The sequence below is a fragment of the Bordetella genomosp. 8 genome (assembly GCF_002119685.1).
Lineage (GTDB): Bacteria > Pseudomonadota > Gammaproteobacteria > Burkholderiales > Burkholderiaceae_B > Bordetella_C.
Map to the genome: position 1 here is coordinate 1187381 of NZ_CP021108.1, position 22998 is coordinate 1210378.

19 protein-coding genes are annotated in these 22998 nt (G+C 67.9%); 8 read left to right on the forward strand and 11 right to left on the reverse strand.

The window, feature by feature from the left end:
* Positions 1-5 precede the first annotated feature (5 nt).
* The 4 genes from CAL12_RS05390 to CAL12_RS05405 all read right to left on the reverse strand — a co-directional run bounded on the left by CAL12_RS05390 (position 6) and on the right by CAL12_RS05405 (position 3154).
* The gene (locus CAL12_RS05390) at positions 6-524 is read right to left on the reverse strand and encodes a flavin reductase family protein (RefSeq protein ID WP_086063550.1); all 519 of its coding nucleotides are present in this window, start codon (positions 522-524) and stop codon (positions 6-8) included.
* Between the two features lie 5 nt (positions 525-529).
* Positions 530-1171: a pyridoxamine 5'-phosphate oxidase gene (gene pdxH, locus CAL12_RS05395; protein ID WP_086063551.1), complete on the reverse strand. Its 642-nt coding sequence runs from the start codon at positions 1169-1171 to the stop codon at positions 530-532.
* A 143-nt stretch (positions 1172-1314) separates the two neighbouring features.
* The gene (locus tag CAL12_RS05400; RefSeq protein ID WP_232464715.1) at positions 1315-1953 is read right to left on the reverse strand and encodes a gamma-glutamylcyclotransferase; all 639 of its coding nucleotides are present in this window, start codon (positions 1951-1953) and stop codon (positions 1315-1317) included.
* Positions 1946-3154, reverse strand: a complete 1209-nt coding sequence (locus tag CAL12_RS05405; RefSeq protein ID WP_420042754.1) for an MFS transporter — start codon at positions 3152-3154, stop codon at positions 1946-1948. The genes CAL12_RS05400 and CAL12_RS05405 overlap by 8 nt, the downstream gene beginning before the upstream one ends.
* 244 nt (positions 3155-3398) lie before the next feature.
* Here CAL12_RS05405 and CAL12_RS05410 point away from each other — a divergent pair, with 244 nt between their 5' ends.
* The 3 genes from CAL12_RS05410 (at position 3399) to CAL12_RS05420 (ending at position 6536) form a co-directional block, all read left to right on the forward strand.
* Positions 3399-4874 (forward strand): ATP-binding protein, encoded by a 1476-nt coding sequence (locus tag CAL12_RS05410; RefSeq protein ID WP_086063553.1) that lies wholly within the window; start codon positions 3399-3401, stop codon positions 4872-4874.
* Positions 4875-4882: 8 nt separating this feature from the next.
* Positions 4883-5551, forward strand: coding sequence for a response regulator (locus CAL12_RS05415; protein ID WP_086063554.1), 669 nt, complete (start codon positions 4883-4885; stop codon positions 5549-5551).
* A 133-nt stretch (positions 5552-5684) separates the two neighbouring features.
* Complete coding sequence (locus CAL12_RS05420) at positions 5685-6536, forward strand: tRNA threonylcarbamoyladenosine dehydratase (protein WP_420042755.1); 852 nt, start codon at positions 5685-5687, stop codon at positions 6534-6536.
* A 4-nt stretch (positions 6537-6540) separates the two neighbouring features.
* Here CAL12_RS05420 and CAL12_RS05425 read toward each other — a convergent pair whose 3' ends face one another.
* Genes CAL12_RS05425 through uvrA form a run of 3 tightly spaced genes read right to left on the reverse strand, consistent with a single transcriptional unit; the run spans position 6541 to position 14200 of the window.
* The gene (locus CAL12_RS05425; RefSeq protein ID WP_086063556.1) at positions 6541-7245 is read right to left on the reverse strand and encodes an aminotransferase class IV; all 705 of its coding nucleotides are present in this window, start codon (positions 7243-7245) and stop codon (positions 6541-6543) included.
* A complete protein-coding gene (locus CAL12_RS05430) occupies positions 7242-8375 on the reverse strand; it encodes an aminodeoxychorismate synthase component I (RefSeq protein WP_086063557.1) in 1134 nt (377 codons plus the stop codon). The genes CAL12_RS05425 and CAL12_RS05430 overlap by 4 nt, the downstream gene beginning before the upstream one ends.
* A gap of 8 nt (positions 8376-8383) precedes the next feature.
* Positions 8384-14200 carry an excinuclease ABC subunit UvrA gene (gene uvrA, locus CAL12_RS05435; protein ID WP_086063558.1) on the reverse strand — a complete coding sequence of 1939 codons (5817 nt, stop codon included), beginning with the start codon at positions 14198-14200 and terminating at the stop codon, positions 8384-8386.
* A gap of 121 nt (positions 14201-14321) precedes the next feature.
* Here uvrA and CAL12_RS05440 point away from each other — a divergent pair, with 121 nt between their 5' ends.
* The 4 genes from CAL12_RS05440 (at position 14322) to CAL12_RS28580 (ending at position 17081) form a co-directional block, all read left to right on the forward strand.
* Positions 14322-15161, forward strand: a complete 840-nt coding sequence (locus CAL12_RS05440; protein ID WP_086063559.1) for an IclR family transcriptional regulator — start codon at positions 14322-14324, stop codon at positions 15159-15161.
* A complete protein-coding gene (locus CAL12_RS05445; protein WP_086063560.1) occupies positions 15158-15817 on the forward strand; it encodes a bifunctional 4-hydroxy-2-oxoglutarate aldolase/2-dehydro-3-deoxy-phosphogluconate aldolase in 660 nt (219 codons plus the stop codon). The genes CAL12_RS05440 and CAL12_RS05445 overlap by 4 nt, the downstream gene beginning before the upstream one ends.
* On the forward strand, positions 15810-16733 hold the full coding sequence (locus tag CAL12_RS05450; RefSeq protein ID WP_086063561.1) for a sugar kinase: 924 nt from the start codon (positions 15810-15812) through the stop codon (positions 16731-16733). The genes CAL12_RS05445 and CAL12_RS05450 overlap by 8 nt, the downstream gene beginning before the upstream one ends.
* 219 nt (positions 16734-16952) lie before the next feature.
* Positions 16953-17081, forward strand: a complete 129-nt coding sequence (locus CAL12_RS28580) for a hypothetical protein (RefSeq protein ID WP_256987965.1) — start codon at positions 16953-16955, stop codon at positions 17079-17081.
* Between the two features lie 42 nt (positions 17082-17123).
* On the opposite strand, the gene CAL12_RS05455 is transcribed toward CAL12_RS28580, so the two are convergent.
* Positions 17124-18086, reverse strand: a complete 963-nt coding sequence (locus CAL12_RS05455; protein WP_086063562.1) for an aromatic alcohol reductase — start codon at positions 18084-18086, stop codon at positions 17124-17126.
* A gap of 149 nt (positions 18087-18235) precedes the next feature.
* Between CAL12_RS05455 and CAL12_RS05460 the strand changes: the two genes are divergently transcribed.
* Positions 18236-19138 (forward strand): LysR substrate-binding domain-containing protein, encoded by a 903-nt coding sequence (locus CAL12_RS05460; RefSeq protein WP_086063563.1) that lies wholly within the window; start codon positions 18236-18238, stop codon positions 19136-19138.
* 11 nt (positions 19139-19149) lie between these two features.
* Here CAL12_RS05460 and CAL12_RS05465 read toward each other — a convergent pair whose 3' ends face one another.
* The 3 genes from CAL12_RS05465 to CAL12_RS05475 all read right to left on the reverse strand — a co-directional run bounded on the left by CAL12_RS05465 (position 19150) and on the right by CAL12_RS05475 (position 22993).
* Entirely contained in the window at positions 19150-20070 is a 921-nt protein-coding gene (locus CAL12_RS05465) for a LysR family transcriptional regulator (protein ID WP_086063564.1), read from the reverse strand.
* A gap of 98 nt (positions 20071-20168) precedes the next feature.
* A complete protein-coding gene (locus CAL12_RS05470) occupies positions 20169-21959 on the reverse strand; it encodes a branched-chain amino acid ABC transporter ATP-binding protein/permease (RefSeq protein WP_086063565.1) in 1791 nt (596 codons plus the stop codon).
* Complete coding sequence (locus CAL12_RS05475) at positions 21956-22993, reverse strand: branched-chain amino acid ABC transporter permease (protein ID WP_086063566.1); 1038 nt, start codon at positions 22991-22993, stop codon at positions 21956-21958. Before CAL12_RS05475 ends, CAL12_RS05470 begins: the two co-directional genes overlap by 4 nt.
* Positions 22994-22998 lie beyond the last annotated feature (5 nt).

The window sequence follows — 22998 nt, forward strand, 5'->3', positions numbered from 1 at the left end:
CCCGGCTACCCTCTTTCCGTCGTGGCGCGGTCCGGCGTCAGGTCGAAGCCGCCGGCGTGATAGACCAGGGGCAGGGCGCCGCTATGGCCGCAATGCTCTACCTGTCCCACCATGATGATGTGATCGCCTTCTTCATAGCGGCTGCGGTTGTAGCATTCGAACCAGGCCGCGCAGTGCTCGTCCAGCATGCGGGTGCCGCCCGGCGCGTAGACGTCGCGCATGCCCGCATACCGCTCCAGCACGCTTCCGCGCGCGAAGCGTTGCGCCAGGTCCAGTTGGTCGGCGCTCAGCACGTTGACCACATAGCGTTCGCAGCGCATGAAGGCGTCGCGTGATCCGGACGACGCCGACAGGCTCCACAGCACCAGCGGCGGTTCCAGTGAAACGGAGTTGAAGGAGCTGACCGTCAGGCCCAGCGGCTTGCCGTCCGGCCCATTGGCCGTGACCACGGTCACGCCGGTCGCGAAGCGGCCCAGCGCGGTGCGGAAATAGCCGGCGTCGAAATCGGGAGCGGATGCGGACATGTGCTTCAGGGCGACAACCTGACGATGCGCCAGGACTTGCCGTCGCCGCTGCCGTCCGGTTCGTAGACCAGCCGGTCGTGCAGGCGCGACGGGCGGCCTTGCCAGAATTCGAAGCGATCCGGCACCAGGCGGTAGCCGCCCCAGTAGTCCGGACGGGGCGGCGCATCGCCGTAGCGCTGTTCGCAATCGCGCAAGGCGGCTTCCAGGTTTTCCCGCGTGGCCGGCTGGCTTTGGTGCGAGGCGCAGGCGCCCAGCCGCGACCCCAGGGGCCGGCTGTGGAAGTAGGTGTCGGATTCTTCGGCCGACGTTTTTTCGATCGTGCCTTCGATGCGGACCTGCCGTTCCAGCGCTTGCCAGAAGAAGAGCAGGCTGGCGCGCGGATTGGCCGCCAGTTCCCGGCCCTTGCGCGATTCGTAATTGGTGTAGAAAACGAAACCGCGTGGATCCGCGCCCTTGATCAACACGATGCGCGCCGACGGATGGCCGCGTTCGTCGACGGTGGCCAGGGTCATGGCGTTGGGTTCGGGCACCTGGGCGGCGAGCGCCTCGTCGAACCAGGTGGAAAACTGATCGAAAGGCGAAGCGGCGGCGTCGCTTTCGAGCAGGACTTTCTTTTCGTAGCTTTGGCGCAGATCTGCAAGGGACATGGCGTGCTCACGGAGGCGGCCGCGCTGCGCGCGCTTGCATGGACAAGAGGGCGGTGCGGCCTGGCCTGGGGCTAAAGCGCCAGTTTACCGCTCTTGCGAGTACGCGGCCTCGGGCCACGGGTCGGGCCGGCGGCACCCGTCGTTCAGCTATCCGGCAAGGTGTGGCGCTGCGCCGCCAGCAGGCGCGCCACGCGCATCAGCCGACGGTCGTGGATGCCGGACTGATGCAGCGCCTCCGCGGTCTGCATGACGTAATCGATGCACGGGCCGTAGTGGCCACTGGCGCGCCGCACGATGGCCAGGATTTCTTCCTCGGGCAAGGCGGGGATATAGGCCGGTCCGCTGCGGTCCATGACGAACACCAGTCCTTTGACCGGGCCGTCGTCCGTGGCGCAGGACAGCCAGCGCGGCAGGTAGGCGCCGGTGGTCATTTCGCGTTTCCAGAGCTGCGGGAAAAATGTCGGGACCTGGGCGCTGTCCATCCGGTACACCACGCCGCGGCATGAACCGCCACGGTCCAGGCCGAACACCAGCCCCGGCGATTCCGGCGTGCCGCGGTTGACGCGCGACCACAGGCACAGGGCGCGGTGGTAGCCGTGCAGGGTGGCAAGCCGTCTTTCCACATACTCGAATTCCGGGCGCCAGATCAGCGAGCCGTAGCCAAAGATCCAGACGTCCTCGTCCGGCCGCCGATGCCGCAGCGCGTCTTCCATCGACGCCTGGCGCTCTTCTGGCGTCCACAGGCGGAACGGTATCTCGGCGGGCGTTTTCGGCTCAGGCATTACCATCCGACCCGGCCGGCGGCATACGGTTCAACCATCCAGCCGCGGCCAGGGCCAGGGCGTAGGCCCAGAACAGGGGCGCGATGCCGATGACGGCGCCCAGGGCGCCGAAGGTCAGCGGCAGGGACACCTGGGACCCGTTGATCAACGCCATGCGCAGGCCGACCGACTCGGCCGCGCGGCCCGGCGGGCAATGCTGATGCAACAATGCCAGGATGCTGGGCTGGCTGGACCCTAGAGCCAGGCCGAGGGCGAAAGACAGCCCGATCAGGATGGCTACGTCGGTGAAAAACGGGTAAATCATGAAGTCCGCCGCCGCCGTGCCCATGGCGACGCGGATCAGGGTCCAGGAGCGCACTCGCCGCTGGATGAGCGGCAAAGCCAGGCGAATGAGGAAAGTTGCGGCCGAGAAGGCAGCGAGAACGATGCCTATTGTCGTCGCGGACAGCCCGATCGCGACGCCGAACAGCGGCACGATGAACAGATGGCTGTCCCAGGCGCCCGACAGGATGGTGTTGACCAGCAGGATGCGTCGCAATGGCGGCGAAGCCAGCAGTTCGGTCACCCGCCGCTGCTCCAGTTGGGGCGGCTCGCCCCGCCGTTGCCGCTTGCGCGGCAGATGGCGTCGCAGACGATACAGGCCGGTCGCCGCCCCCAGCGGGCCCGCGGCCAGCAGCGCGAAGGCCGCGCCCCCGCCCAGGTGGTCGATCGCGAAACCGCCCACCAGCGGACCGCAGAAGCCCGAGGCGGCCAGCGCGATCGACATCCATGAAAAGTTGCGCAGGCGCTCTTCCGTGCGCACCTGGCCGAGGACGTTCTGGGTGGCCACCTGATGCAGCATGAAGCCCACGCCCAGGCAGCACGAGGCAAACAGCAGCGACATCCGCGTGGAAACCAGTGCCGGCACGAGCGTCCCGACCGCCAGTATCGCCGTACCGATGACCATGGGCCGCCGGGTGCCTACCTTGTCTATCCATCTCCCGGCTTTCACCGAGAAAACCATGGGAAGTATGGCGAAAACGGCGATAAGTACGCCCACCGTGAAAGTGGACAGCCCGATATGCAGGGCGCTGAGGGAAACGGTTACACGCCCGCCCGTCAACGCCACGTGATTCATCATATTGATCAGGCACAGCGACACGGCTCCTGAGGCGGAAGCGGCAATCGGCGCGATCGAGGGGGAAGAATCGGACTGTGGCACGGTAATTTTGTCTTATTCTGTGCCTAACTTCTCCCTATGTCGAGTCAGCCTGGTAGGTGAGGGTGGTCAGTAACATTTACGCAACAGTGTGCAGGAATCCGCTTCCATGGCCTGTGGCAAGGCGTAAAGATTATGGAACAGTGGCGCAGGTGGCCCCCTCTGAACGCCATGCTGGTTAACATTTGACCGATTCGCCGCGGCCCGCGCGGGCGTCTTTCGTGCCGCGCATCGTCCGCACCCAGCCATGAGATTAGGCATCACCTTCAAACTGTTCCTGGCCATCCTCGCCACCAGCCTGGCGGTGACCCTGGCCATGGGCTCCGCCGTACGGTGGAACTTCGAGCGACATTTCCTTTCGTACGTCAAGGAAAGGGAATTACGGCGAGTCGATCGGATGCGGCAATCTTTGGCGGACTTGTATCGCGAGCGCGGCAGCTGGGATGCGTTGCGCGGCAATCCGTCGCTCTGGAACCATATCCTGACGGTGCCGGCCGGCGATCCGGCCGCGCGCCGCCATCCCCCGCCCCGTGGCGTGCTGGAATGGCTGTCCGACATGGATCCCAACCTGACGCCGCCTGGGCCGCCGATGGAGCCGCCCGATCCGGATTGGGCCCGGGGGCGCGACTTCCTGGCGTTACCCTTCACCCTGCTGGACAACCAGATGCGCGTGGTGGCGGGTTACTCCGCGCCCACCCCCGGCGCGCCACGCCGCGCCGTCGACGTGGATGGAATGACCGTGGGATGGCTGGTCACGCCATTCCCCAACCGCCTGCCCAGCGAGGCGGACCAGCGGTTCCAGCGCGAACAATCCGAAGCGACCTGGGTGATCGGGGCGCTGGCCGCTTTGCTGGCGGCGGCGGTCAGCATCTTCCTGGCGCGGATTTTCCTGGCGCCCGTCAGGCGGCTGGCCAGCGCCACCCATCGGCTGTCGGCCGGGGACTATGCCACCCGGGTGAATGTCACCTCGGCTGACGAGCTGGGACGGCTGGGCCAGGATTTCAACCGCCTGGCCCATACCCTGGAACGCAACGAGGCCCTGCGGCGCGAAATGGTGGCCGACATCTCGCATGAATTGCGCACGCCGCTGGCGATATTGCGTGGCGAAATGGAAGCGCTGCAGGATGGCGTGCGGCCGTTCTCGCCCGAGGCCCTGGCGTCGCTGCAAGCGGAAGTGTCGATGCTGAGCAAGCTGATCGACGATCTCTACGAACTGGCGTTGGCCGATGTGGGCGCGCTGTCCTACCGCCTGGTGCCGGTCAGCATGGCGGATATCGTCGAGCAATCGGTCGACGCGTATCGCGAGCGCCTGGGCGCGCGCGGCCTGCGCGTGGAAACCTCGTTCGGCGGCGATCCCTGCATCGTCGAAGGCGATACCCAGCGCCTGACGCAACTGATGAACAACCTGCTCGAGAACACTTCGCGCTATACCGATCCGGGCGGCGTGGTGCGGGTGGCCGTGCGCACCGAAGGCGAGACCGTGGTGGTGGAATGCCAGGACTCGGCGCCGGGCGTGCCCCCGCAGTTCCTGCCCCGGCTGTTCGACCGGCTGTTTCGCGTGGACCCGTCGCGTTCCCGCGAAAGCGGGGGCGCCGGCCTGGGGCTGGCCATCTGCCAGCGCATCGTCGAATCGCACCGCGGCAACATCCAGGCCATGCCGTCCGACCTGGGCGGGCTGTGCGTGCGCATCGTTTTTCCCCTGGCCCAGGCGGCCACGTCCTGAGACACATCATGATCCTGATCGTAGAAGACGAACCCAAGCTGGCGGCCCTGCTGACCGACTACCTGCGCGCCGCGCGATACGAAACCGAATCGCTGGGCGACGGCGCGGAGGCGCTGGCGGCGATACGCCGCGTGAAACCCGACCTGGTGCTGCTGGACCTGATGCTGCCGGGCCGCGACGGCCTGGAAGTGTGCCGCGAACTGCGCACGTTCAGCGACGTGCCGGTGATCATGGTCACGGCGCGGGTGGAAGAGATCGACCGGCTCATCGGCCTGGAGATGGGCGCCGACGACTACATCTGCAAGCCCTTCAGCCCGCGCGAAGTCGTCGCGCGCGTGAAGGCCATCCTGCGGCGCGCGCGCGGCGCCAACAACAACGGCCATCACCAGTCCCTGCTGGAGATCCGTCCCGAACATCACATGGCCACGCTGGACGGCAAGCCCCTGTCCCTGACCCCCGTCGAGTTCCGCCTGCTGCAGGCGCTGTCGGCGGCGGAAGGCAAGATCCTGTCGCGCGACGCGCTGCTGAATCACCTGTACGCGGATCATCGTGTGGTCACCGACCGCACGGTCGACAGCCACATCAAGAACCTGCGCCGCAAGTTCGAAGCCGTGTTGCCGGGCCATGACCTGATCCGATCGATATACGGCGTGGGCTACAAGCTGGAAATGCATTGAAGCTGGGCTGACCCGCCCTTGCCGGCGGGCAGGGGGGCGGCGGCGCGCCGTGCCATGCGCTTCCTTGCCCCTGTCTCCGTGCCTACGCGGCGCCGGCCGGGGCGCGCGGCGGCATGCGAAAATGCCCCCCATCATGAGCATTGCGATCGATCCCCCGACCTGCGACATCGACGCGGAGCGCCGCTTCGGCGGCCTGGCGCGCCTGTATGGCCCCGGCGCGCCGGACCGCCTGCGCGCCGCGCGCATCGCGGTGGTCGGCCTGGGGGGCGTCGGTTCCTGGACGGCGGAAGCGCTGGCGCGCAGCGGCGTGGGCGCCCTGACGTTGATCGACCTCGACCACATCGCCGAATCCAACGTGAACCGGCAGATCCATGCGCTGTCGGACACGCTGGGCCAGGCCAAGGTCGCGGCGATGGCGGCCAGGGTGGCCGGCATCAATCCAACATGCGCCGTCACGCAGGTGGACGATTTCGTCACGCCCGACAACGTCGCGGACGTGCTGGCCGCGGACTATGACGCCGTGGTCGACTGCACCGACCAGGCGGCGGCAAAGATCGCCATGATCCTGCATGCGCGGCGGCGTGGCCTGGGCCTGCTGGTCTGCGGCGGCGCGGGCGGCAAGACCGATCCGCTGGCCTTGCGCGTGGGCGATCTGTCGCAGGCCTGCAATGACGCCTTGCTGGCGAAGCTGCGCAACAAGCTGCGCCGCGAACATGGCTATCCCAAGGCGGCCGCCAAGGCCGGCAAGGCGCCCTCGCGCACGCCGAAGATGCACGTGCGGGCCTTGTGGTTCGACCAGCCGGCGATCCTGCCGGCCGCCTGGACCGCCGGGGCGGAGGCGGAAGACGACGTCGGCGCCATGGTGGCGCCGCTCGCGCCGCAAGGCTTGTCCTGCGCCGGGTATGGCTCGTCCATCACCATCACCGCGACCATGGGCATGGCGGCGGCCGACCAGGCCTTGCGGCTGGTATTGGCGCGCACCTAGCCGGCTAGCGCGCCGGCGCCGCTTTCGCGCCCAGGCGGAATTCCACGTCCATCCATCCGCGCAGCGCATTGGACAAACGGATGCGGGTGGCGCGCTGCATGTCGTCTTCGTACAGGATGCGTTCCTGGACCAGGCCAGCGTCCAGCAGCGCGGCGCGCTGCACGCCGGGCAGGCAGCCGCAGGACACGGGCGGCGTGAACCATGTGCCGCCCATCTGCAGATAGACGTTGGTACGGCTGCCTTCGCACAACTCGCCCCGCTCGTTGCACAGCACGGCATCGAACAAGTCCGGGTGCCGCGCCAGCCATTCGGTGATGTCGTCATACCAGGGCCGGTGCGTGGTCTTGTGGCGCAGCAACGATGCGCCGGACGACAGCCGGCTGGTCCACAGGCAGACGCCCTGGGGCGTGGGCAGCGGCGGCAGCGGCGCGGTGCGCAGCGTCAACGTGCCATCGGGATGGTGCAGCAGGCGCAGGCGGTGCGGCCCGGGGCCCTGCGCCGTGCCGGCGGCCGTGAGCACTTCCGCGCGGACCTGGTCGGCATCCGAGCGGTGGCCGAGCGCGGCGCACGAGGCCTGCAGGCGCGCCATGTGGCGATCCAGCAGCGGCATGCGTCCGTCGGCATCGACGCGGATGGTTTCGATCAGGTCCGGCAGGACAGCCGTTGCGCGTGGGCTGGCGGTGGGGGCGGGGGTCGGGGTGGGCGTCATGCGGGGTCGAGCTCCGGGTCGAGTATGCGCGCCTTCCACAGGCATTCCTGCCATTCGGAATCTGGCTCGGAGTCGTGGACGATGCCGCCGCCCACACCATAGACGCCGCGGCCGTCGGCGTCCACCACCAGGGTGCGTATTGCCACGTTCAGCGAAAAATCGCCGTCCGGCGCCAGCCAGCCTATGCTGCCGCAGTAGAGGCCGCGCGGCGCGATCTCGGCCTGTCGGATGTGGGCCAGCGCGGCGACCTTGGGAGCGCCCGTCACCGAACCGCAGGGAAACAGCGCGCGCAGCACGTCGCCCAGGCTGGCGCGCGGGGCGCGCGCCGTGACGGTCGACGTCATGGTCCACACGGTGGGATAGCGTTCCAGCGTGAACAAGGCTTCGGCGCGCACGCTGCCGGTTTCGGCGATCCGGCCCAGGTCGTTGCGCAGCAGGTCCACGATCATCAGGTTTTCGGCGCGGTTCTTGTCGCTGGCCAGCAGCGCCTGGCCCAACGCATGGTCGCGTTCGGGATCGGCATCGCGCGGGGCGGTCCCCTTCATGGGCCGCGTGGTCAGCAGGTCGCCACGCCGCTGCACGAACAGTTCGGGCGAGAAGGACAACACCGCTTGCCCGCCGTCCTCGATGTAGGCGGCGTGCGCGACCGGATTGCGGGCGGCGATGCGGCGATAAAGCTCGCGCCGGTCGCCCCGCACGCCTACGTCCAGCGGCATCGTGTAGTTGACCTGGTAATACTCGCCCCGGCCTATGCCGGCGCGTATGGCCTGGATCCGCTCCAGATAGCTGGCGCGGTCCTGCCGCGCGGCAATCGCCGCAATCGCGCGAGCGCCGTCCGCTGGCGGCGCGGCGGCCGACCAGGGCGCTTCGTGCCGGGCCTGGTCGAATACCAGGGCGCGCAGGCGGGGCCGGCCGGCGGTACCGCTTCCGGCGTTGGCCGGCAGGGGCAGCAGCCATTCGCCCAGTTCGAAATCCAGCAGCAGCGCGACCCAGCGGCCGGCGTCGCGCGCCGCCTCGATGGCGTCCAGCGCGGCCTGCAACTGATCCGGCGCGCAGGCCAGGATGCGGTCGCGCGGGCCTTCCAGCTGCAAGGCCCGCCCGGCCAGGCGGTCTTCGAAACGGCAGAACATCGGAACCTCTACTGCCGCTCCAGGAACTCGGCCAGGACCCGGCCGGTGTGCGAGCGGTCGCGCAGCGCCATGACGTCCTCCGGCGATCCCTGGGCGACCAATTGGCCGCCGCCGGTGCCGCCTTCGGGGCCCAGGTCCAGCAGCCAGTCGGCTTCCGCGATGACGTCGAGGTTGTGCTCGATGACCACCACGGTATTGCCGGCTTCCACCAGACGATGCAGGACGTGGATGAGTTTTTCCACGTCCGCCATCGACAGGCCGACCGTGGGTTCGTCCAGCACGTATAGCGTATGCGGCGCGCGCGACGCGCGTCCAGTGGTGATGACGCCTTCCGTCAGCCGCGCCTTGGACAGTTCCGTCACCAGCTTGATGCGCTGCGCCTCGCCGCCCGACAGCGTGGGCGAAGGCTGCCCCAGTGTCAGGTATCCCAGGCCGACGTCCTGCATCAGTTGCAGCGGCCGGCGCACCTTGGGATGGGCCTCGAAATAGGCCAGCGCGTCGTCGACTTCCATGGCGAGCACTTCGCCGGCATGCTTGCCGCGCAACTGCACGGACAGCGTGTCCGCGTTGAAGCGCGCGCCGTTGCAGGCGTCGCAGGGCACCTTCACGTCCGGCAGGAAGTTCATTTCTATCGTCCGCATGCCCTGGCCTTCGCAGATCGGGCAGCGGCCGTCGCCGGTGTTGAAGGAAAAGCGCGCCGGCGTCCAGCCGCGCATGCGGGCTTCGCGCGTGTCGGCGAACTGCTTGCGCACCTCGTCCCAGAAACCGATATAGGTGCTGGGGCAGGAGCGCGGCGTCTTGCCGATGGGCGTCTGGTCCACTTCGAGCACGCGGTCCAGCACTTCCCAGCCGTTGATCGCGGTGCAGCCCTTCCAGGCGGGCGCCTGGCCTTGCGAGACCGCCTGCAGCAGGTTGTCCAGCAGGACTTCGCGCGCCAGGGTGGATTTGCCGGAGCCGGAAACGCCGGTCACCACGCTGAGCCGGCCGATCGGCAGCCTGGCCGTGACGTTGCGCAGGTTGTGCAGATGGGCATTGCGCACTTCGATGAAGGCGGTGTCCTTGTCGACCGGCCGGCGGCCCTGTAGCGGATGCTGCAGCGGATGCGCCAGGTAGCGACCGGTGACCGAATCCGGCGCATCGATGACGTCCTGCGCCGTGCCCTGGGCCACCACGCGGCCGCCGCGCACGCCGGCGCCGGGACCGATGTCGATGATATGCGCGGCGCGCCGTATGGTGTCGTCATCGTGCTCGACCACCACCAGCGTGTTGCCGTTGCCTTCCAGCTTGCTCAAGGCGTCCAGCAGGATGCGGTTGTCGCGCGGATGCAGGCCGATGGTGGGCTCGTCCAGGACGTAGCACACGCCCTGCATGTTGGATCCCAGTTGCGCGGCCAGGCGGATGCGCTGCGCCTCGCCGCCCGACAGCGTGGGCGCCGAACGGTCCAGGGCCAGGTAATCCAGGCCGACTTCCTTCATGAAGTTCAGGCGGCTGCGGATTTCCTGCAGGATGTCGCGCGCGATTTCGGCCTCGCGGCCGCGCAGCACCAGGCCCTCGAAGAAGGTATGGGCTTCGCTGACCGCCATGCCGGCCAGCTGGGCGATGTTGCGGTCGCGCCAGCGCACGGCCAGGGCCACGCGGTTCAGGCGCTGGCCATGGCAGGCCGGGCAGACCTGGGCTTCGCCCGAACCGTCGATCCAGGCGCTTTCCTCGCCGCTCTGTTCTTCGTCGAATTCCGGGATGACGACGCCCGCGCCGTAGCAGGTGGGGCACCAGCCGTGCTTGGAGTTGTACGAGAACATGCGCGGATCCAGCTCGGGGAAGCTGACGCCGCTGATCGGGCAGGTGCGCTTGGTGGAGAAGTGCGCCTGCTCCAGCGGGGTATCGGGGTTGTCGCGCAGGTTGTCCAGCGGCCACAGCACGCTCAGGGCGCCCTGGCCGTATTCCAGCGCGCGCTTGATCGCATCTCGCAGCGCGGGTTCATTGGCGGCATTGACCTGGATGTCTGCCACCGGCAGTTCGATCGTGTGCTCGCGGTAGCGGTCCAGGCGCGGCCAGGGGCTGACGGGCGTGAACACGCCGTCCACCCGCAGATGCGTATGGCCCTTGCCGCCGGCCCATTTCGCCAGGTCGGTGTAGTAGCCCTTGCGCGCCATGACCAGGGGCGCCAGGATGCCGATGTGCTGGCCCATGCGGTCGCGCATGATGCGCGCGACGATCTGGTCCGGCGTCTGCGGCTCCACCGGCACGTTGTAGTCCGGCGAATACTGCACGCCCAGCTTGACGTACAGCAGCCGCAGGAAATGATGGATTTCCGTCATCGTGGCCACGGTGGACTTCAATCCGCCGCGGCTGGTGCGCTGCGCGATGGCGACGGTTGGAGGAATGCCGAAGATCGCATCGACGTCCGGCTTGCCGGCCGGTTGCACGATGGCGCGGGCGTAGGCGTTCAGGGATTCCAGATAGCGTCGCTGGCCTTCGTTGAAGAGGATGTCGAAGGCTAGCGTGGACTTGCCGGAGCCGGATACGCCGGTGATCACCGTGAACTTGTCGCGCGGGATCTCGACGTTGACGTTCTTCAGGTTGTGCTCGCGTGCGTTGCGGATTTCGATGGCCTGCGTGGCGCGACGACGCACAGCCGTCTGCAGCGGCGTGCCGGCATCGGCGTCCACATCGTCGCGCGACGCGAGGATGCCGCCGACGTCATCATCGTCGCCGCCATTGCCGTCGCCATAGCCATAGGCCAGCGCCGGCTCCGCCAGGACCGTGGCGGCGGCGGTTTCGCGTGCCGCCGGTACGATGGCGTCCTCATAGTCGCGCAAGGCCGCGCCCGTGTGCGACGCGGGATTCTTCATCAGGTCGGCGGGCGTGCCCACGCCTACCAGCAGGCCGCCGGCATCGCCGCCTTCCGGACCCAGGTCCAGCAGCCAATCGGCCGCGCGGATCACGTCCAGGTTGTGTTCGATGATCAGCAGCGTGTGGCCCGCGGCAAGCAGTTGCCGGAAGGCCCGCATCAGCCGCGCGACGTCATCGAAATGCAGGCCGGTGGTGGGCTCGTCGAACAGGAACAGGCTGCCTTTCTTGGCGACCTTGGCCGTGGAAATACCGCTGCGCGCGGCTTCCGCCAGGTGGCCCGCCAGCTTCAGGCGCTGCGCCTCGCCGCCCGACAGGGTCGGCACCGGCTGGCCCAGGCGCACGTATTCCAGGCCGACGTCGGCCAGGGGCGCCAGGCCGGTCTGCACGTCGCGCAGGCCCTTGAAGAACTCGATGGCTTCGCTGACGGTCATGTCCAGCACTTCGTCTATCGACGCGCTCTTGCCCAGGTGTTCGACGCGCACCTGCAGCACTTCCGGACGGAAGCGCTTGCCGTCGCAATCGGGGCAGCGCAGGTAGACATCGGACAGGAACTGCATCTCGACGTGTTCGAAGCCCGTGCCGCCGCAGGTGGGACAGCGGCCTTCGCCGCTGTTGAAGCTGAACATGCCGGCGGTATAGCTGCGCTCTTTCGAGACCGGTGCCTGCGCGAACAGCTTGCGTATCGCCTCGAAGGCGCCGACATAGCTGGCCGGATTCGACCGCGCGGTCTTGCCGATGGGCGCCTGGTCGACCATGACGACGTCGGTGATCTGTTCCGCGCCCAGCAGGCGCGCATGCGCGCCGGGGGCTTCCGAAGGCCGGCCCTTGAGCTTGAGCAGCGCCGGATAGAGCACGTCCTGCACGAGCGTGGACTTGCCCGACCCGGACACGCCGGTGACGCACACCAGCCGGCCCAGCGGGATCTCGACGGAAACGTTCTTCAGGTTATGGGCGTTGACGCCTTCCAACAGCAGCCGCGGCGTGTTGGCGGCCACCGGCATGGGGCGCGGCGCTTCGACGCGCTGGCGCCCGCCCAGGTAGTCGCCGGTCAGCGTGCGCGCCTTGCGCAGCTGCGCGGGCGTGCCGTCGAACACGATATGCCCGCCGCGTTCGCCGGGACCGGGGCCGATATCGATGACGCGGTCGGCCGCGACCATGACCTGCGGGTCGTGCTCCACCACCACCAGCGTATTGCCGGCGTCGCGCAGGCGATGCATGACCTCGACCACCCGATGCATGTCGCGCGGATGCAGGCCGATGGAAGGCTCGTCCAGCACGAACAGGGTGTTCACCAGCGAGGTGCCCAGCGCCGTGGTCAGGTTGATGCGTTGCACTTCGCCGCCCGACAGGGTGCGGCTCTGGCGGTCCAGCGTCAGATAGCCCAGCCCCACGTCGCACAGGAATTTCAGGCGCGCGCGCACTTCCGTCAGCAACAGGTCGGTGGCGGCGTCCAGCACGCCGACGAAGCCGAGCGTGTCGAAGAAGGTACGCACGCGTTCGATGGGCAGCAGCATCAGGTCATGGATGGACAGGCCGTCCAGCAGATGCAGCAGTTCATCGGACCAATTGGCCTGCACCGGCTTGAAACGCTTGTAGCGGCCGTCGTCCGGCGGCAGCACCATGTCCGCTTCTTCCTTGCTGCCCACGCGCCACAGCAGCGCGTCCGGCTTCAGCCGCGAACCATGGCAAACGGGGCAGGGCGTGTAGCTGCGGTACTTGGACAGCAGCACGCGCACGTGCATCTTGTAGGCCTTGGTTTCCAGCCAGGCAAAAAAGCGCTGCACGCCATACCACTGCGTTTTCCATGCCTGGCTGCCGCCCTTGAATTCGGGATCGCCATGCAGGACCCAATCGCGCTGTTCGGGCGTCAGGCTTTTCCAGGGCACCGACAAGGGCACACCGGCCTTGGGTGCGTACTTGCGCAGGTCGTCCTGGCATTCGCTGTAGCTGGCGGTCTGCCAGGGCTTGATGGCGCCTTCCAGCAGGGTCTTGTTTTCGTCGGGCACGACCAGGCCGAAGTCGATGCCGATGACGCGGCCGAAGCCGCGGCAGGCTTCGCATGCGCCCAGCGGCGAATTGAACGAAAACGAACTGGGCAAGGGATCGGTGTATTCGATGTCGCAGTCGGCGCAGTGCAGCCGATCGCTGTACTTCCAGACCTGGGCGTCCTTGCCGTCGTCATCGAGCACGTGCACCGACAGGTGGCCCGCGCCCATGCGCAGGGCGGTGTCCAGGGCTTCCATCGCCCGCTCGCGCTCCACCGATCCGAAGCGGAATCTATCCTGCACCACGTGCAGCACCCGCAGCGCCTGGGCGGGCGCACCCGCGCCCGCCTTGGCCTTGGCGCTTTTGGATTTGCTCTTTTTGGCGGTGGCCTCGACCGTCGGGCCTTCGGCCTCGGACGCGGCGGGTTCGCCTTCCTGCGCGTGCACGCGGGTATAGCCCTGCTGTTCCAGGAAACCGCGCACTTCGTCTTCGGTGAAGTTGGCGGGGACCTTGATGGGGAAGGTCACCACCAGCCGCCGGTCGTCCGCCCCGGCGCTGCGTTCGCGCAGCGAGCGGAAGATGGAATCGGCGGTGTCGCGGCGCACCAGGGTGCCGCAGCCGCGGCAGTACAGGCGGGCGCCGCGCGCGAACAACAGCTTCAGGTGATCGTTCAGCTCCGTCATGGTGCCGACCGTGCTGCGCGAGCTGCGCACAGGATTGGTCTGGTCGATCGCGATGGCGGGGAGGATGCCTTCGATGCGATCGACCTGCGGCTTGTCCATGCGGTCGAGGAACTGGCGGGCGTAGGGGGAGAACGTCTCGACGTAGCGCCGCTGCCCTTCGGCATAAAGGGTATCGAAGGCCAGCGAGCTCTTGCCCGAGCCGGATACGCCGGTGACGACGACGAATTCGCCGGTGGCGAACGATACGTCCAGGTTTTTCAGGTTGTTCTGGCGAGCGCCAACAATGCGGATTTCGGATGTCATGTACGTATCGTAGCCTGGGCGTCAATAGGGGGCGGACCATGCCCTTGATCGCCAGTCGGGATAGCGACCGGGGGCTACGCTGTGGGATAATCGCCTATATTGTGAAACTCCTGACCATATTATGGACAGCCCGCCCCAGGTTGCCGGTACCGCTGCTTTTTCCAAGTTCATGACCGTCCTGCAGGCGGTGGCTGACGCCGCCGGCCCACTGGGCATGGCGGAGCTGGTGCGCGCCTGCGGCTATCCGCGCGGAACGGTCTATCGCATCGTCGCCGCCTTGCAGCAACAGGGCATGATCGCCGAAGCCGCCGGCGGCCCCGGTCCGGTGGTGCGCTATGCGCTGGGGCCGAGGCTGCTGCAACTGGCCAGCCGCGCCTGGTCGCAGCTGGACCTGCGCGCCGCGCTGGCGGAAGACCTGCGGGCCCTGCGTGACGAGACGGGCGAAACCGTCCACCTGGCGGTGCCGGCGGGGCGGGAACTGATCTACATCGACAAGCTGGAAAACCACGGCCCCGTGCGCATGGCGTCGCGAGTGGGCGGCCGCCTTGCCCTGCATTGCACGGCTGCCGGCAAAGCCTACCTGGCGGCGTTGCCGCCGGCGGACGCCGACAGCCTGCTCGCCACCCTGGCGCTGCCGCCCCGCATGCCGGCTACCATCACCGACAAGGAAGCGCTGCGCCAGGAACTGGCGCGCATCCGCCAGCGCGGCTATGCGGTCGACGACCAGGAAAACGAACGCGGCATCGTCTGCTACAGCGTCGCCCTGGCTGGCCAGGGCGGCCAGCCGCTGGCCTGCGTCAGCGTCAGCACGCTGCAGTTTTCGGTTGGCCGGGCGGGCCCGCAGGCGACGCCGCCCTCCCGCTACATCGCGCCGCTCATGCGGTTGCGCGATGCGGCGCAAGCCAGATTCAGCGCCTGGCCGGCGGTTGCCGGCGGCGCACTTTTTCGAGAGGACTCATGAACGCGACCAACCCCTCCCTAGACGCCCGTGCGTCCAAGCGCCAGGCGCTGATGGCCGCCCGCGTGGTGCCGGTGCTGCGCTACAACGACGCCACCACCGCGGCCTACGCCGCGGAAGTCGCCATCGCCGCCGGCTGCACCACGCTGGAGCTGACGTGGACCATTCCCAGCGTCATCGACCTGGTCAAGGCGCTGCGTGACAAGCATGGCGACCGCCTGTTGCTGGGGCTGGGCACGGTGCTGACGGAAGACCAGGCGCGCGACGCGCTGGTGGCGGGCGTGGATTTCCTGGTGTCGCCGGGCCTGGTGCCGGAAATGGTCGAACTGGCGCATGCAGCGTCGGCCCTGTGCCTGCCTGGCGCCTTCACGCCGTCCGAGGTCATCCAGGCACGCCGCGCGGGCGCCGACATGGTCAAGATATTCCCCGCCGAAACCGGCGGCCCGGGGCACCTGGCCGCGCTCAAGTCCGTGTTCCCCGACACCGATTTCTGCCCCACCGGCGGCGTGACGGAAAAGAACATGGGTGAATACTTCAAGGCGGGCGCGTCGCTGGTCGGCATCGGCAGCAACCTGTACGACAAGGCGGCCTTCGCCGCGCGCGACTCCGGAGCGCTGGTCGCGCAGATCCAGCGCATACGCGAGGCGGCCCATGCGTGATTTCGACATCGTCGGCCTGGGCGAGCCGCTGATCGAGTTCAACCAGACCCGTCCCGGCCATCCGGAGTTCCTGCAGGGCTATGGCGGCGATACGTCCAACGCCATCATCGCCGCGGCGCGCCAGGGGGCGCGCTGCGCGTACCTGACCCGCGTCGGCGCGGACGTGTTCGGCGAACAGCTCATGCAGCTGTGGCGCGACGAGAACGTCGATACCAGCGGGGCGATGATCGATCCGCATGCGCACACCGGCCTGTACTTCGTCCAGCACGGCCCGGAAGGCCATGTGTTCAGCTATATGCGCCATGGCTCCGCCGCCAGCCGCATGAACCCGGAAGACCTGCGGCATGGACTGGTGGAACGCGCGGCATTCCTGCATGTATCCGGCATCAGCCTGGCGATCAGCGCCAGTGCCTGCGATACCGTGTTCGCCGCCGTCGAACGGGCGCGCGGCGCCGGCACGCAGGTCTGCCTGGATTCGAACCTGCGGTTGCGGCTGTGGCCGGTGGACCGCGCCCGCGCCATCCTGCGCGAAGCCATGCGGCAGGCCGACGTTTTCCTGCCCAGCATGGACGATATGCGGCACCTCACCGGCCATGCCGACGCCGCGCGGACACTGGACTGGATACGCGCGGCGGGCGCGCCCGGTGTCATCGTGCTGAAGCTGGGCCGCGAAGGCGCCGTCCTGGACGACGGGCACGGACGAGTCATCGTGCCGGGGCTGGTGGTCGACGCCATCGACGCCACGGGGGCCGGCGATTGTTTCGCGGGCAGCCTGCTGGCGCGGCGCGCCCGGGGCGACGACTGGGGCGCGGCGGTCCGCTACGCCAATGCCGCGGCGGCGCTGTCGACGCGCGGTTTCGGCGCCGTCCAGCCGCTGCCCACGGCGGCCGAGGTAGACGCTTTCCTGCGGGCCTGACTCCGCTGTTCGCCGCTGTCCGCCACGGTCGATGCGTCGGATGTAGTCCCCGGATCCAGGGGCGCAACACCGTCACGGCGGCGACTTGGCGAAAAACCGGGTAGAATGCCGGGTTTTCCTCATTCGGCGCCACGGAATTCCCGCTGGGCGCGTGTCCGGGCTTCGGCCCGGGACTGAACCCCCCGGGCGGTACGCCCGGAACTAGATTGGAGATTCGTCATGGCTGAGCGCAAGCGCGTGCGTCGCAATACCCTGGAACGTCGTTGCCTGGGCAAGTCCTTCAAGCGCCTGTTCGTGAACGCGCCCAAGGGCGTGTTCAAGATGCTGGAAAAGATCAAGCGCGCCTGAGCGCGTTTCCTCCGGTCGCCCGCGGTCATCGCGGGCGAGCCGTCAAGCGCCTGCCTGGGCCCCTGTCCCTGGCCGCAGCCTGGACCGCAGATAGCTTTCGACATCCGTCGTCTCATAGCCTCCGCGCGCATTGAAGGTCCGGGACTTCTCCCACCACATACCATCGCCCTGCGCGAAAGCCGCTCGATAGCGTGTCATCACGTCGTCCGGTGCCGCCGCCAGATCGTCGCGCAGTTTCTCCTGCGTCCACACCGTTTTTTCGAAGTCCTGTCCGGTGACTCGCTCGATGACCCGCGCCAGTTCCCCGTATGAGATCGTGTCGCCGGCGACGTAGACCAGCGCATTGGCGATGCGCGGCCGTGCCAGCAGGATTTCGGTGGTCAGCCTGCCGATGTCTTCCGGCGTCGTCACGGTCACCTTGGTGTCCCAGCTGCCGAGCGCGTGTATCGTCCTTCGCTCCAGATTCACCACATCGAAGGCCGGCTCGAACAGGAAGCTGGTGAACATTCCCGTCGACACGATCACCCATTCCGTTTCTCGCTGGTTGCGCAGCAATTGCCGCACTTCGTACTGTTCGTCGAAAACCGGCTGGCCGCTGCCGCGCCCGACGATGTCGTAGTCCACGCCGAACTGCCACGGAATGTAGCGCTTGACCCTGGCCGCCAGCGCGGCCCTGCTGATCTTCAGCTGCGTACCCGGTCCGGCGACGAAACCGCTGCAGTTCAGCACGGTGTCGTACGCGGCAAAAAGCGTCCTCAGCGACGCCATATCGGACGCCAGAGCGAAGCCGATCACTTCGACGCCCAGGTCGCGCAAGGCCGCGAGCTTGCCGGTGCCGGGCGGCGATGCCTGGCGAAGCGTGCCGGGCGATACCAGCACCGTAATCGGCGTTTGCGATGCGCACAGTCGGGGCGCGAGGGCCGAAAGCATCGCCATCCCGAGCTGGCCGGCCCCCAGCACGAGCACGCCGCGCGGCGTTGTCACATCATGGCTTGCGCTGAACATTATTTTCTATCTTCGAAGCAATCAATTGGAATGTCGCCATGGTGCCGCGAGGAGCGCCGGCGATAAAGCGTCACCGACAACTTTCATAATTTGAATTTGGACAATAATATTCATGGATAGTGCTTTTCGGATTCCAAGGACGTCATCGCATGGATCGGCTGCAGGCCATGGAAACCTTTGTCCGTGTCGTCGAGGCCGGCAGCTTCAGAAAGGCGGCCGACACGATGCACGTCCTGCCTTCGACGGTCACGCGCACGATCAAGGAACTGGAGTCCTATCTGGAGGCACGGCTGCTGCACCGGACGACGCGCGCGCTGAGTGTCACCGACGTGGGCCTGCGTTACTACGATAATTGCAAGGCGCTCCTGCGCGACGCCCAGCTGGCGGACGAGATGGCATCGCAACGGACGGGCGTATTGCGCGGGTCCATCAAGGTGGGCACGACACCTACCCTGGCCAGGGATTTCATCATTCCGGCCCTGCCGCATTTCACCGCGCGGTATCCGGGGATAGACCTGGACCTGCATCTGAGCGACGCCACGGTGGACGTGATCCAGCATGGCCTGGACTGTGTGGTCAGGACCGGTGAGCCGCGGCCATCGCGCCTGATCGCACGGCGCCTGGGGGCGTTTCGCTGGTACGTGTGCGCGTCGCCGCGCTATCTCGAATTGCACGGCGAACCCGAAGACGTGGACGCGCTCAAGCGGCATACGGCGGTGGGCTTCATCGGCAGTACCGGTCGTTCAGGCACCTGGACATTTCGATCGGCGGAACAATGGGTCGCCGTGCCGATGACGTATCGCATCAGCGTCAACGATACCGACGCCTATGTCGCGGCTGGCGTGGCCGGCCTGGGTTTGATCCGCGCCGCCAGTTATATGGTGCGCGAGCGTATCGCCCAGGGCCGTCTTGTCAGGCTGCTGGCCGATATCGAGGTTCCGCCCGAACCCATTTCCATCCTCTATCCGCAAAGCCGCCATCTTTCGCCGGCGATACGCGCGTTCACCGACTGGTGCGCCGAGGTCATCGGCAGCGAGGCGGCAGCCTGGTAGGCAGCCGTGCGTCAGGCGGCGTCGCCATTGACGGGCGCCAGCCTGGGCATCATGAATTCCATGAAGGCCCGCGTCTTGGCGGGCAGGATGCGCGAGGGAAATACCGCATACACCGGCAGGGGCGCGGCCGACCATTCCGGCAGGACGTGGTGCAGCCTGTGCTCGCTGGAGATGCGCCCGTGCGTGGCGGCGTAGACGGGCAGGGGGGCGATGCCCAGGCCCATGCTGGCGAAGTCGCTCAACAGGCCCATGTTGTTCGCCATGATGCGGCCGTAGACGGGTACCCGCTCGACGACGCCGTCGCGGCTCAATATCCACGTGGAGCTCATCTCGCTCGACCCGCTGCGCAGGCATTCGAAACGCGTCAGGTCGGCCGGCGTCCGTGGTTCGCCATGGCGGGCCACGTAATCCTCGGATGCGTACAGGTTCCGCCTCAGCGCCATCAGCTCGCGCACCTCCATGCCGTCGGCCGACGCGGGTTCGCCGAAACGCAGCATCACGTCGAAGGGCTCCGCATGCGGGTCGGCCGAGCGCAGGCTCAGGTCCAGTTCGCACTCGATTTCCGGATATTCGTCGGTGAAGGCCTGCAGCGATTCCGCCATCAGCAGCATCGCCAGGCTGCTGGGCAGGCAGACCGTCAATTTGCCTTCCGGCCGCGCGGTGCGCGAGAACAGCTGTTCATGCGCGAAGCGCGCTTCGTCCACCAGGCCCTGGCAGCGATCGAAATACTGTGATCCGGCTTCGGTCAGGTCCAGGCGCCGCGTATTGCGGTTCAACAAGCGCATGCCGACCGCGCGCTCCAGTTCGCTGATGCGGCGCGAAAGCGTGGATGTCGGAATGTTCAGCGCGCGCGCCGCCAGGCTGAAGCTCTTGCGGCGCGCCACTTCTACGAAAAGCGCGATGTCGTTCAATTGAACCGTAGCGGCGTCCATACGCGTTCCGTGCGAATCAGCGGCAAGGCCGTGGGAATGCGCCGGATTTTACTTCGGCGCGCGCGCCTGTGGGGCCGCGATGTGCCGGGGCGCCGGCTTCAGTCGATGGCACCGAGATAGGCTTCCATGACCGCCGGGTCGCCCTGGACTTCGGCAGGCGTGCCTTCGGCGATCTTCTGGCCGAAGTCCATCACGATCACGCGATCGGCCAGCTCCATGACGAACTCCATATCGTGTTCCACCAGCAGCAGGGCCATGCCGCCGGCGCGCAATCGGGAGAGCAGTGCGGCCAGCTCGCGCTTTTCCTGATGGCGCAGGCCGGCGGCGGGCTCGTCCAGCAGCAGCAGGCAGGGATCCGCCGCCAGCGCCCGCGCGACTTCCAGTATGCGCTGGCGGCCCAGTGGCAGCGTGCCGGCCTCGTCGTGCATGTGCGCGCCCAGGCCCACGCGCTCGACCTGCCTGGCGGATTCCGCCAGCAGGCGGGCTTCCTCGCGGCGGTCGGCGCGCCAGCTCGAAGCCCAGACGCCATGGGTGCCGCGCAGATGCGCGCCCAGCGCCACGTTGTCCAGCACACTCATGCGCGGCAGCAGGCGCACGTGCTGGAAGGTGCGGCTCATTCCCAGCGCGGCGATATGGCGGGCGCCGCGGCCGGCCACCGGTTCGCCCTGGAACAATATCGATCCGGCCGTCGGCGCGTCGACGCCAGACAGCAGGTTGAACAGCGTGCTCTTGCCCGCGCCGTTGGGGCCGATCACCGCGACGATCTGGCCCGCTTCCACCGCCAGCCCGATCCCGTCGTTCGCCACCAGGCCACCGAAACGCCGCGTGAGCCCGTGCGCCTCCAGCACCACGTCGCCACGTGGCGGCAAGGGCCGGCGCGGCAACGGCTCGGCGGACATATTGATGTTGCGCGGCGCGCGCGCCACCGGCAGGCGCCGCGCGATCGCCGGCCATAGCCCGCCGCGCGCGCGATGCAGCACCAGCACCATGCCGAATCCGAACACGATGATCTCGAAGTTGCCGTTCTGCCCCAGCAGGCGCGGCAGCCAGTCCTGCAGCCATTGCTTGGCCAGCGTAAAGACGCCGGCCCCCACCAGCGCGCCCCATACATGCGTAGCGCCGCCGATGACGGTCATGAACAGGTATTCGATCCCCATCTGCAGGCCGAAGGGCGTCGGATTGACGAAGCGCTGCGTATACGCGTACAGCCAGCCCGACGCGCTGGCCTGCAGCGCCGCGATGACGAAAATGATGGCCCGCGCGCGCGTCGTGTCCACGCCCATGGCTTCGGCCATGACGCGGCCGCCGCGCAGCGCGCGCATCGCGCGCCCCTGGCGCGAATCGAGCAGATTGCGTGTGGTCCAGACGGCCAGCAGCAGGAACAGCCAGGTCAGGTAGTACATGCCGCGATCGCCCAGCGTCCAGCCGGCGACGCGCAGCGGCGGGATGTCGCCGATGCCGCTGAAGCCGCCCAGGCCGGGAATGGCGGCGAAGGCGAAGTACAGGCCCAGGCCCCACGCTATCGTGCCGATGGGCAGGAAGTGTCCCGACAGGCGCAGCGTGATCGCGCCCAGCAGGCAGGCGAGCACGAAGGCGGCGGCCAGGCCCGCCGCCAAGGCCAGCCAGGGCGACGCGCCCAGCCAGGATATCCATCCCGGCAGCGCGGCCGCGCGCGTGGCCAGCAGCGCGGCCGTGTAGGCGCCCACGCCGACGAAGGCGGCCTGGCCGAAACTGGTCAGGCCGGCGATCCCCGTCAGCAATACCAGCCCCAGCGCCACCAGCGCGTACATGCCGATGCTGCCCAGCAGGCTGACCTGGAACGGCGGCAGCAGCCACGGCGCGCAGGCCAGCAGTGCCACGAAGGCCGCCAGTGTCTTGCCCGGCGTCATTCCGCGTCGTCCTCGATCGGGCCCTGGCGCAGCGAACGCCACAGCAGGAAAGGAATGATCAGGGTGAAGACGATGATTTCCTTGTAGGCGCTCGCCCAGAACGCGGAGAACGCTTCCACCAGTCCCACGGCCAGCGCCCCGGCCACCGCCAGCGGGTAGCTGGCCAGCCCGCCGACGATGGCCGCGACGAAGCCTTTCAGGCTGATCAGGAAGCCCGAGTCGTAATACAGCGTGGTGGCGGGCCCTACCAGGATGCCGGAGCAGGCGCCCAGGGTCGCGGCCAGCAGGAACACCGCGCGGCCCGCGTAGGCTGGTGAAATGCCCACCAGCCGCGCGCCCATGCGATTGTCCGCGGCGGCCAGCAAGGCCCGGCCGGCCAGCGTGCGGCCGAAGAAGCGAAACAGGACGGCCATCCACACCACCGATACGGCGACGATCCACACGGTCTGGCTGGCGATGGTCACCGGGCCCAGCGGATATCGGGCATCGCTGAAGGCCGCGGCGCGCGCGCCTTCCGGCCCGAAGGCCAACAGGCCCAGGCCCACCAGCGCCAGGTGCACGGCGATCGAGACGATCAATAGCGTGAGCGTCGAGGCGTCGGCGACGGGTTGGTAGAACAGGCGATAGAGCTGCGGGCCCATGGGCGCGACGATGGCCAGCGTGAGCAGGCCTTGCAGCCAGATGGGCAGCGCGGCCAGGGGCAGCAGCCACAACAGGCCGGCCAGTGCGAAGGGGTAGGCGATCCTGGCCAGCAGCCGGCGCGGCGCCACGCCACCTGCCGCCGGGCCGCGCGCCCGCGCATCGGCGATGGCTTCGGCCACCGCGAATCCGGCCAGCAGCCACACCAGCGCGGGCATGCGGCCGTTCTGCATGGCCGCCATGCAGAGGGCGCCATAGACGACGAATTCGCCCTGCGGTATCAGCAGCACGCGGGTGACCGAAAACACCAGCAGTATGCACAGCGCGAGCAGCGCATACACCGCGCCGTTGGCCATGCCGTCCTGGCCCAGGATCAGGGCGATCTGCGCATTCATCGCCG

What these genes read in the sequence shown, in the direction of transcription:
- CAL12_RS05390 (WP_086063550.1), bottom strand. Translation starts at nt 524, where the DNA reads ATGTCCGCATCCGCTCCCGATTTCGACGCCGGCTATTTCCGCACCGCG.
- pdxH (WP_086063551.1), bottom strand. Translation starts at nt 1,171, where the DNA reads ATGTCCCTTGCAGATCTGCGCCAAAGCTACGAAAAGAAAGTCCTGCTC.
- CAL12_RS05400 (WP_232464715.1), bottom strand. Translation starts at nt 1,953, where the DNA reads ATGCCTGAGCCGAAAACGCCCGCCGAGATACCGTTCCGCCTGTGGACG.
- CAL12_RS05410 (WP_086063553.1), top strand. Translation starts at nt 3,399, where the DNA reads ATGAGATTAGGCATCACCTTCAAACTGTTCCTGGCCATCCTCGCCACC.
- CAL12_RS05415 (WP_086063554.1), top strand. Translation starts at nt 4,883, where the DNA reads ATGATCCTGATCGTAGAAGACGAACCCAAGCTGGCGGCCCTGCTGACC.
- CAL12_RS05420 (WP_420042755.1), top strand. Translation starts at nt 5,685, where the DNA reads ATGAGCATTGCGATCGATCCCCCGACCTGCGACATCGACGCGGAGCGC.
- CAL12_RS05425 (WP_086063556.1), bottom strand. Translation starts at nt 7,245, where the DNA reads ATGACGCCCACCCCGACCCCCGCCCCCACCGCCAGCCCACGCGCAACG.
- CAL12_RS05430 (WP_086063557.1), bottom strand. Translation starts at nt 8,375, where the DNA reads ATGTTCTGCCGTTTCGAAGACCGCCTGGCCGGGCGGGCCTTGCAGCTG.
- uvrA (WP_086063558.1), bottom strand. Translation starts at nt 14,200, where the DNA reads ATGACATCCGAAATCCGCATTGTTGGCGCTCGCCAGAACAACCTGAAA.
- CAL12_RS05440 (WP_086063559.1), top strand. Translation starts at nt 14,322, where the DNA reads ATGGACAGCCCGCCCCAGGTTGCCGGTACCGCTGCTTTTTCCAAGTTC.
- CAL12_RS05445 (WP_086063560.1), top strand. Translation starts at nt 15,158, where the DNA reads ATGAACGCGACCAACCCCTCCCTAGACGCCCGTGCGTCCAAGCGCCAG.
- CAL12_RS05450 (WP_086063561.1), top strand. Translation starts at nt 15,810, where the DNA reads ATGCGTGATTTCGACATCGTCGGCCTGGGCGAGCCGCTGATCGAGTTC.
- CAL12_RS28580 (WP_256987965.1), top strand. Translation starts at nt 16,953, where the DNA reads ATGGCTGAGCGCAAGCGCGTGCGTCGCAATACCCTGGAACGTCGTTGC.
- CAL12_RS05455 (WP_086063562.1), bottom strand. Translation starts at nt 18,086, where the DNA reads ATGTTCAGCGCAAGCCATGATGTGACAACGCCGCGCGGCGTGCTCGTG.
- CAL12_RS05460 (WP_086063563.1), top strand. Translation starts at nt 18,236, where the DNA reads ATGGATCGGCTGCAGGCCATGGAAACCTTTGTCCGTGTCGTCGAGGCC.
- CAL12_RS05465 (WP_086063564.1), bottom strand. Translation starts at nt 20,070, where the DNA reads ATGGACGCCGCTACGGTTCAATTGAACGACATCGCGCTTTTCGTAGAA.
- CAL12_RS05470 (WP_086063565.1), bottom strand. Translation starts at nt 21,959, where the DNA reads ATGACGCCGGGCAAGACACTGGCGGCCTTCGTGGCACTGCTGGCCTGC.
- CAL12_RS05475 (WP_086063566.1), bottom strand. Translation starts at nt 22,993, where the DNA reads ATGAATGCGCAGATCGCCCTGATCCTGGGCCAGGACGGCATGGCCAAC.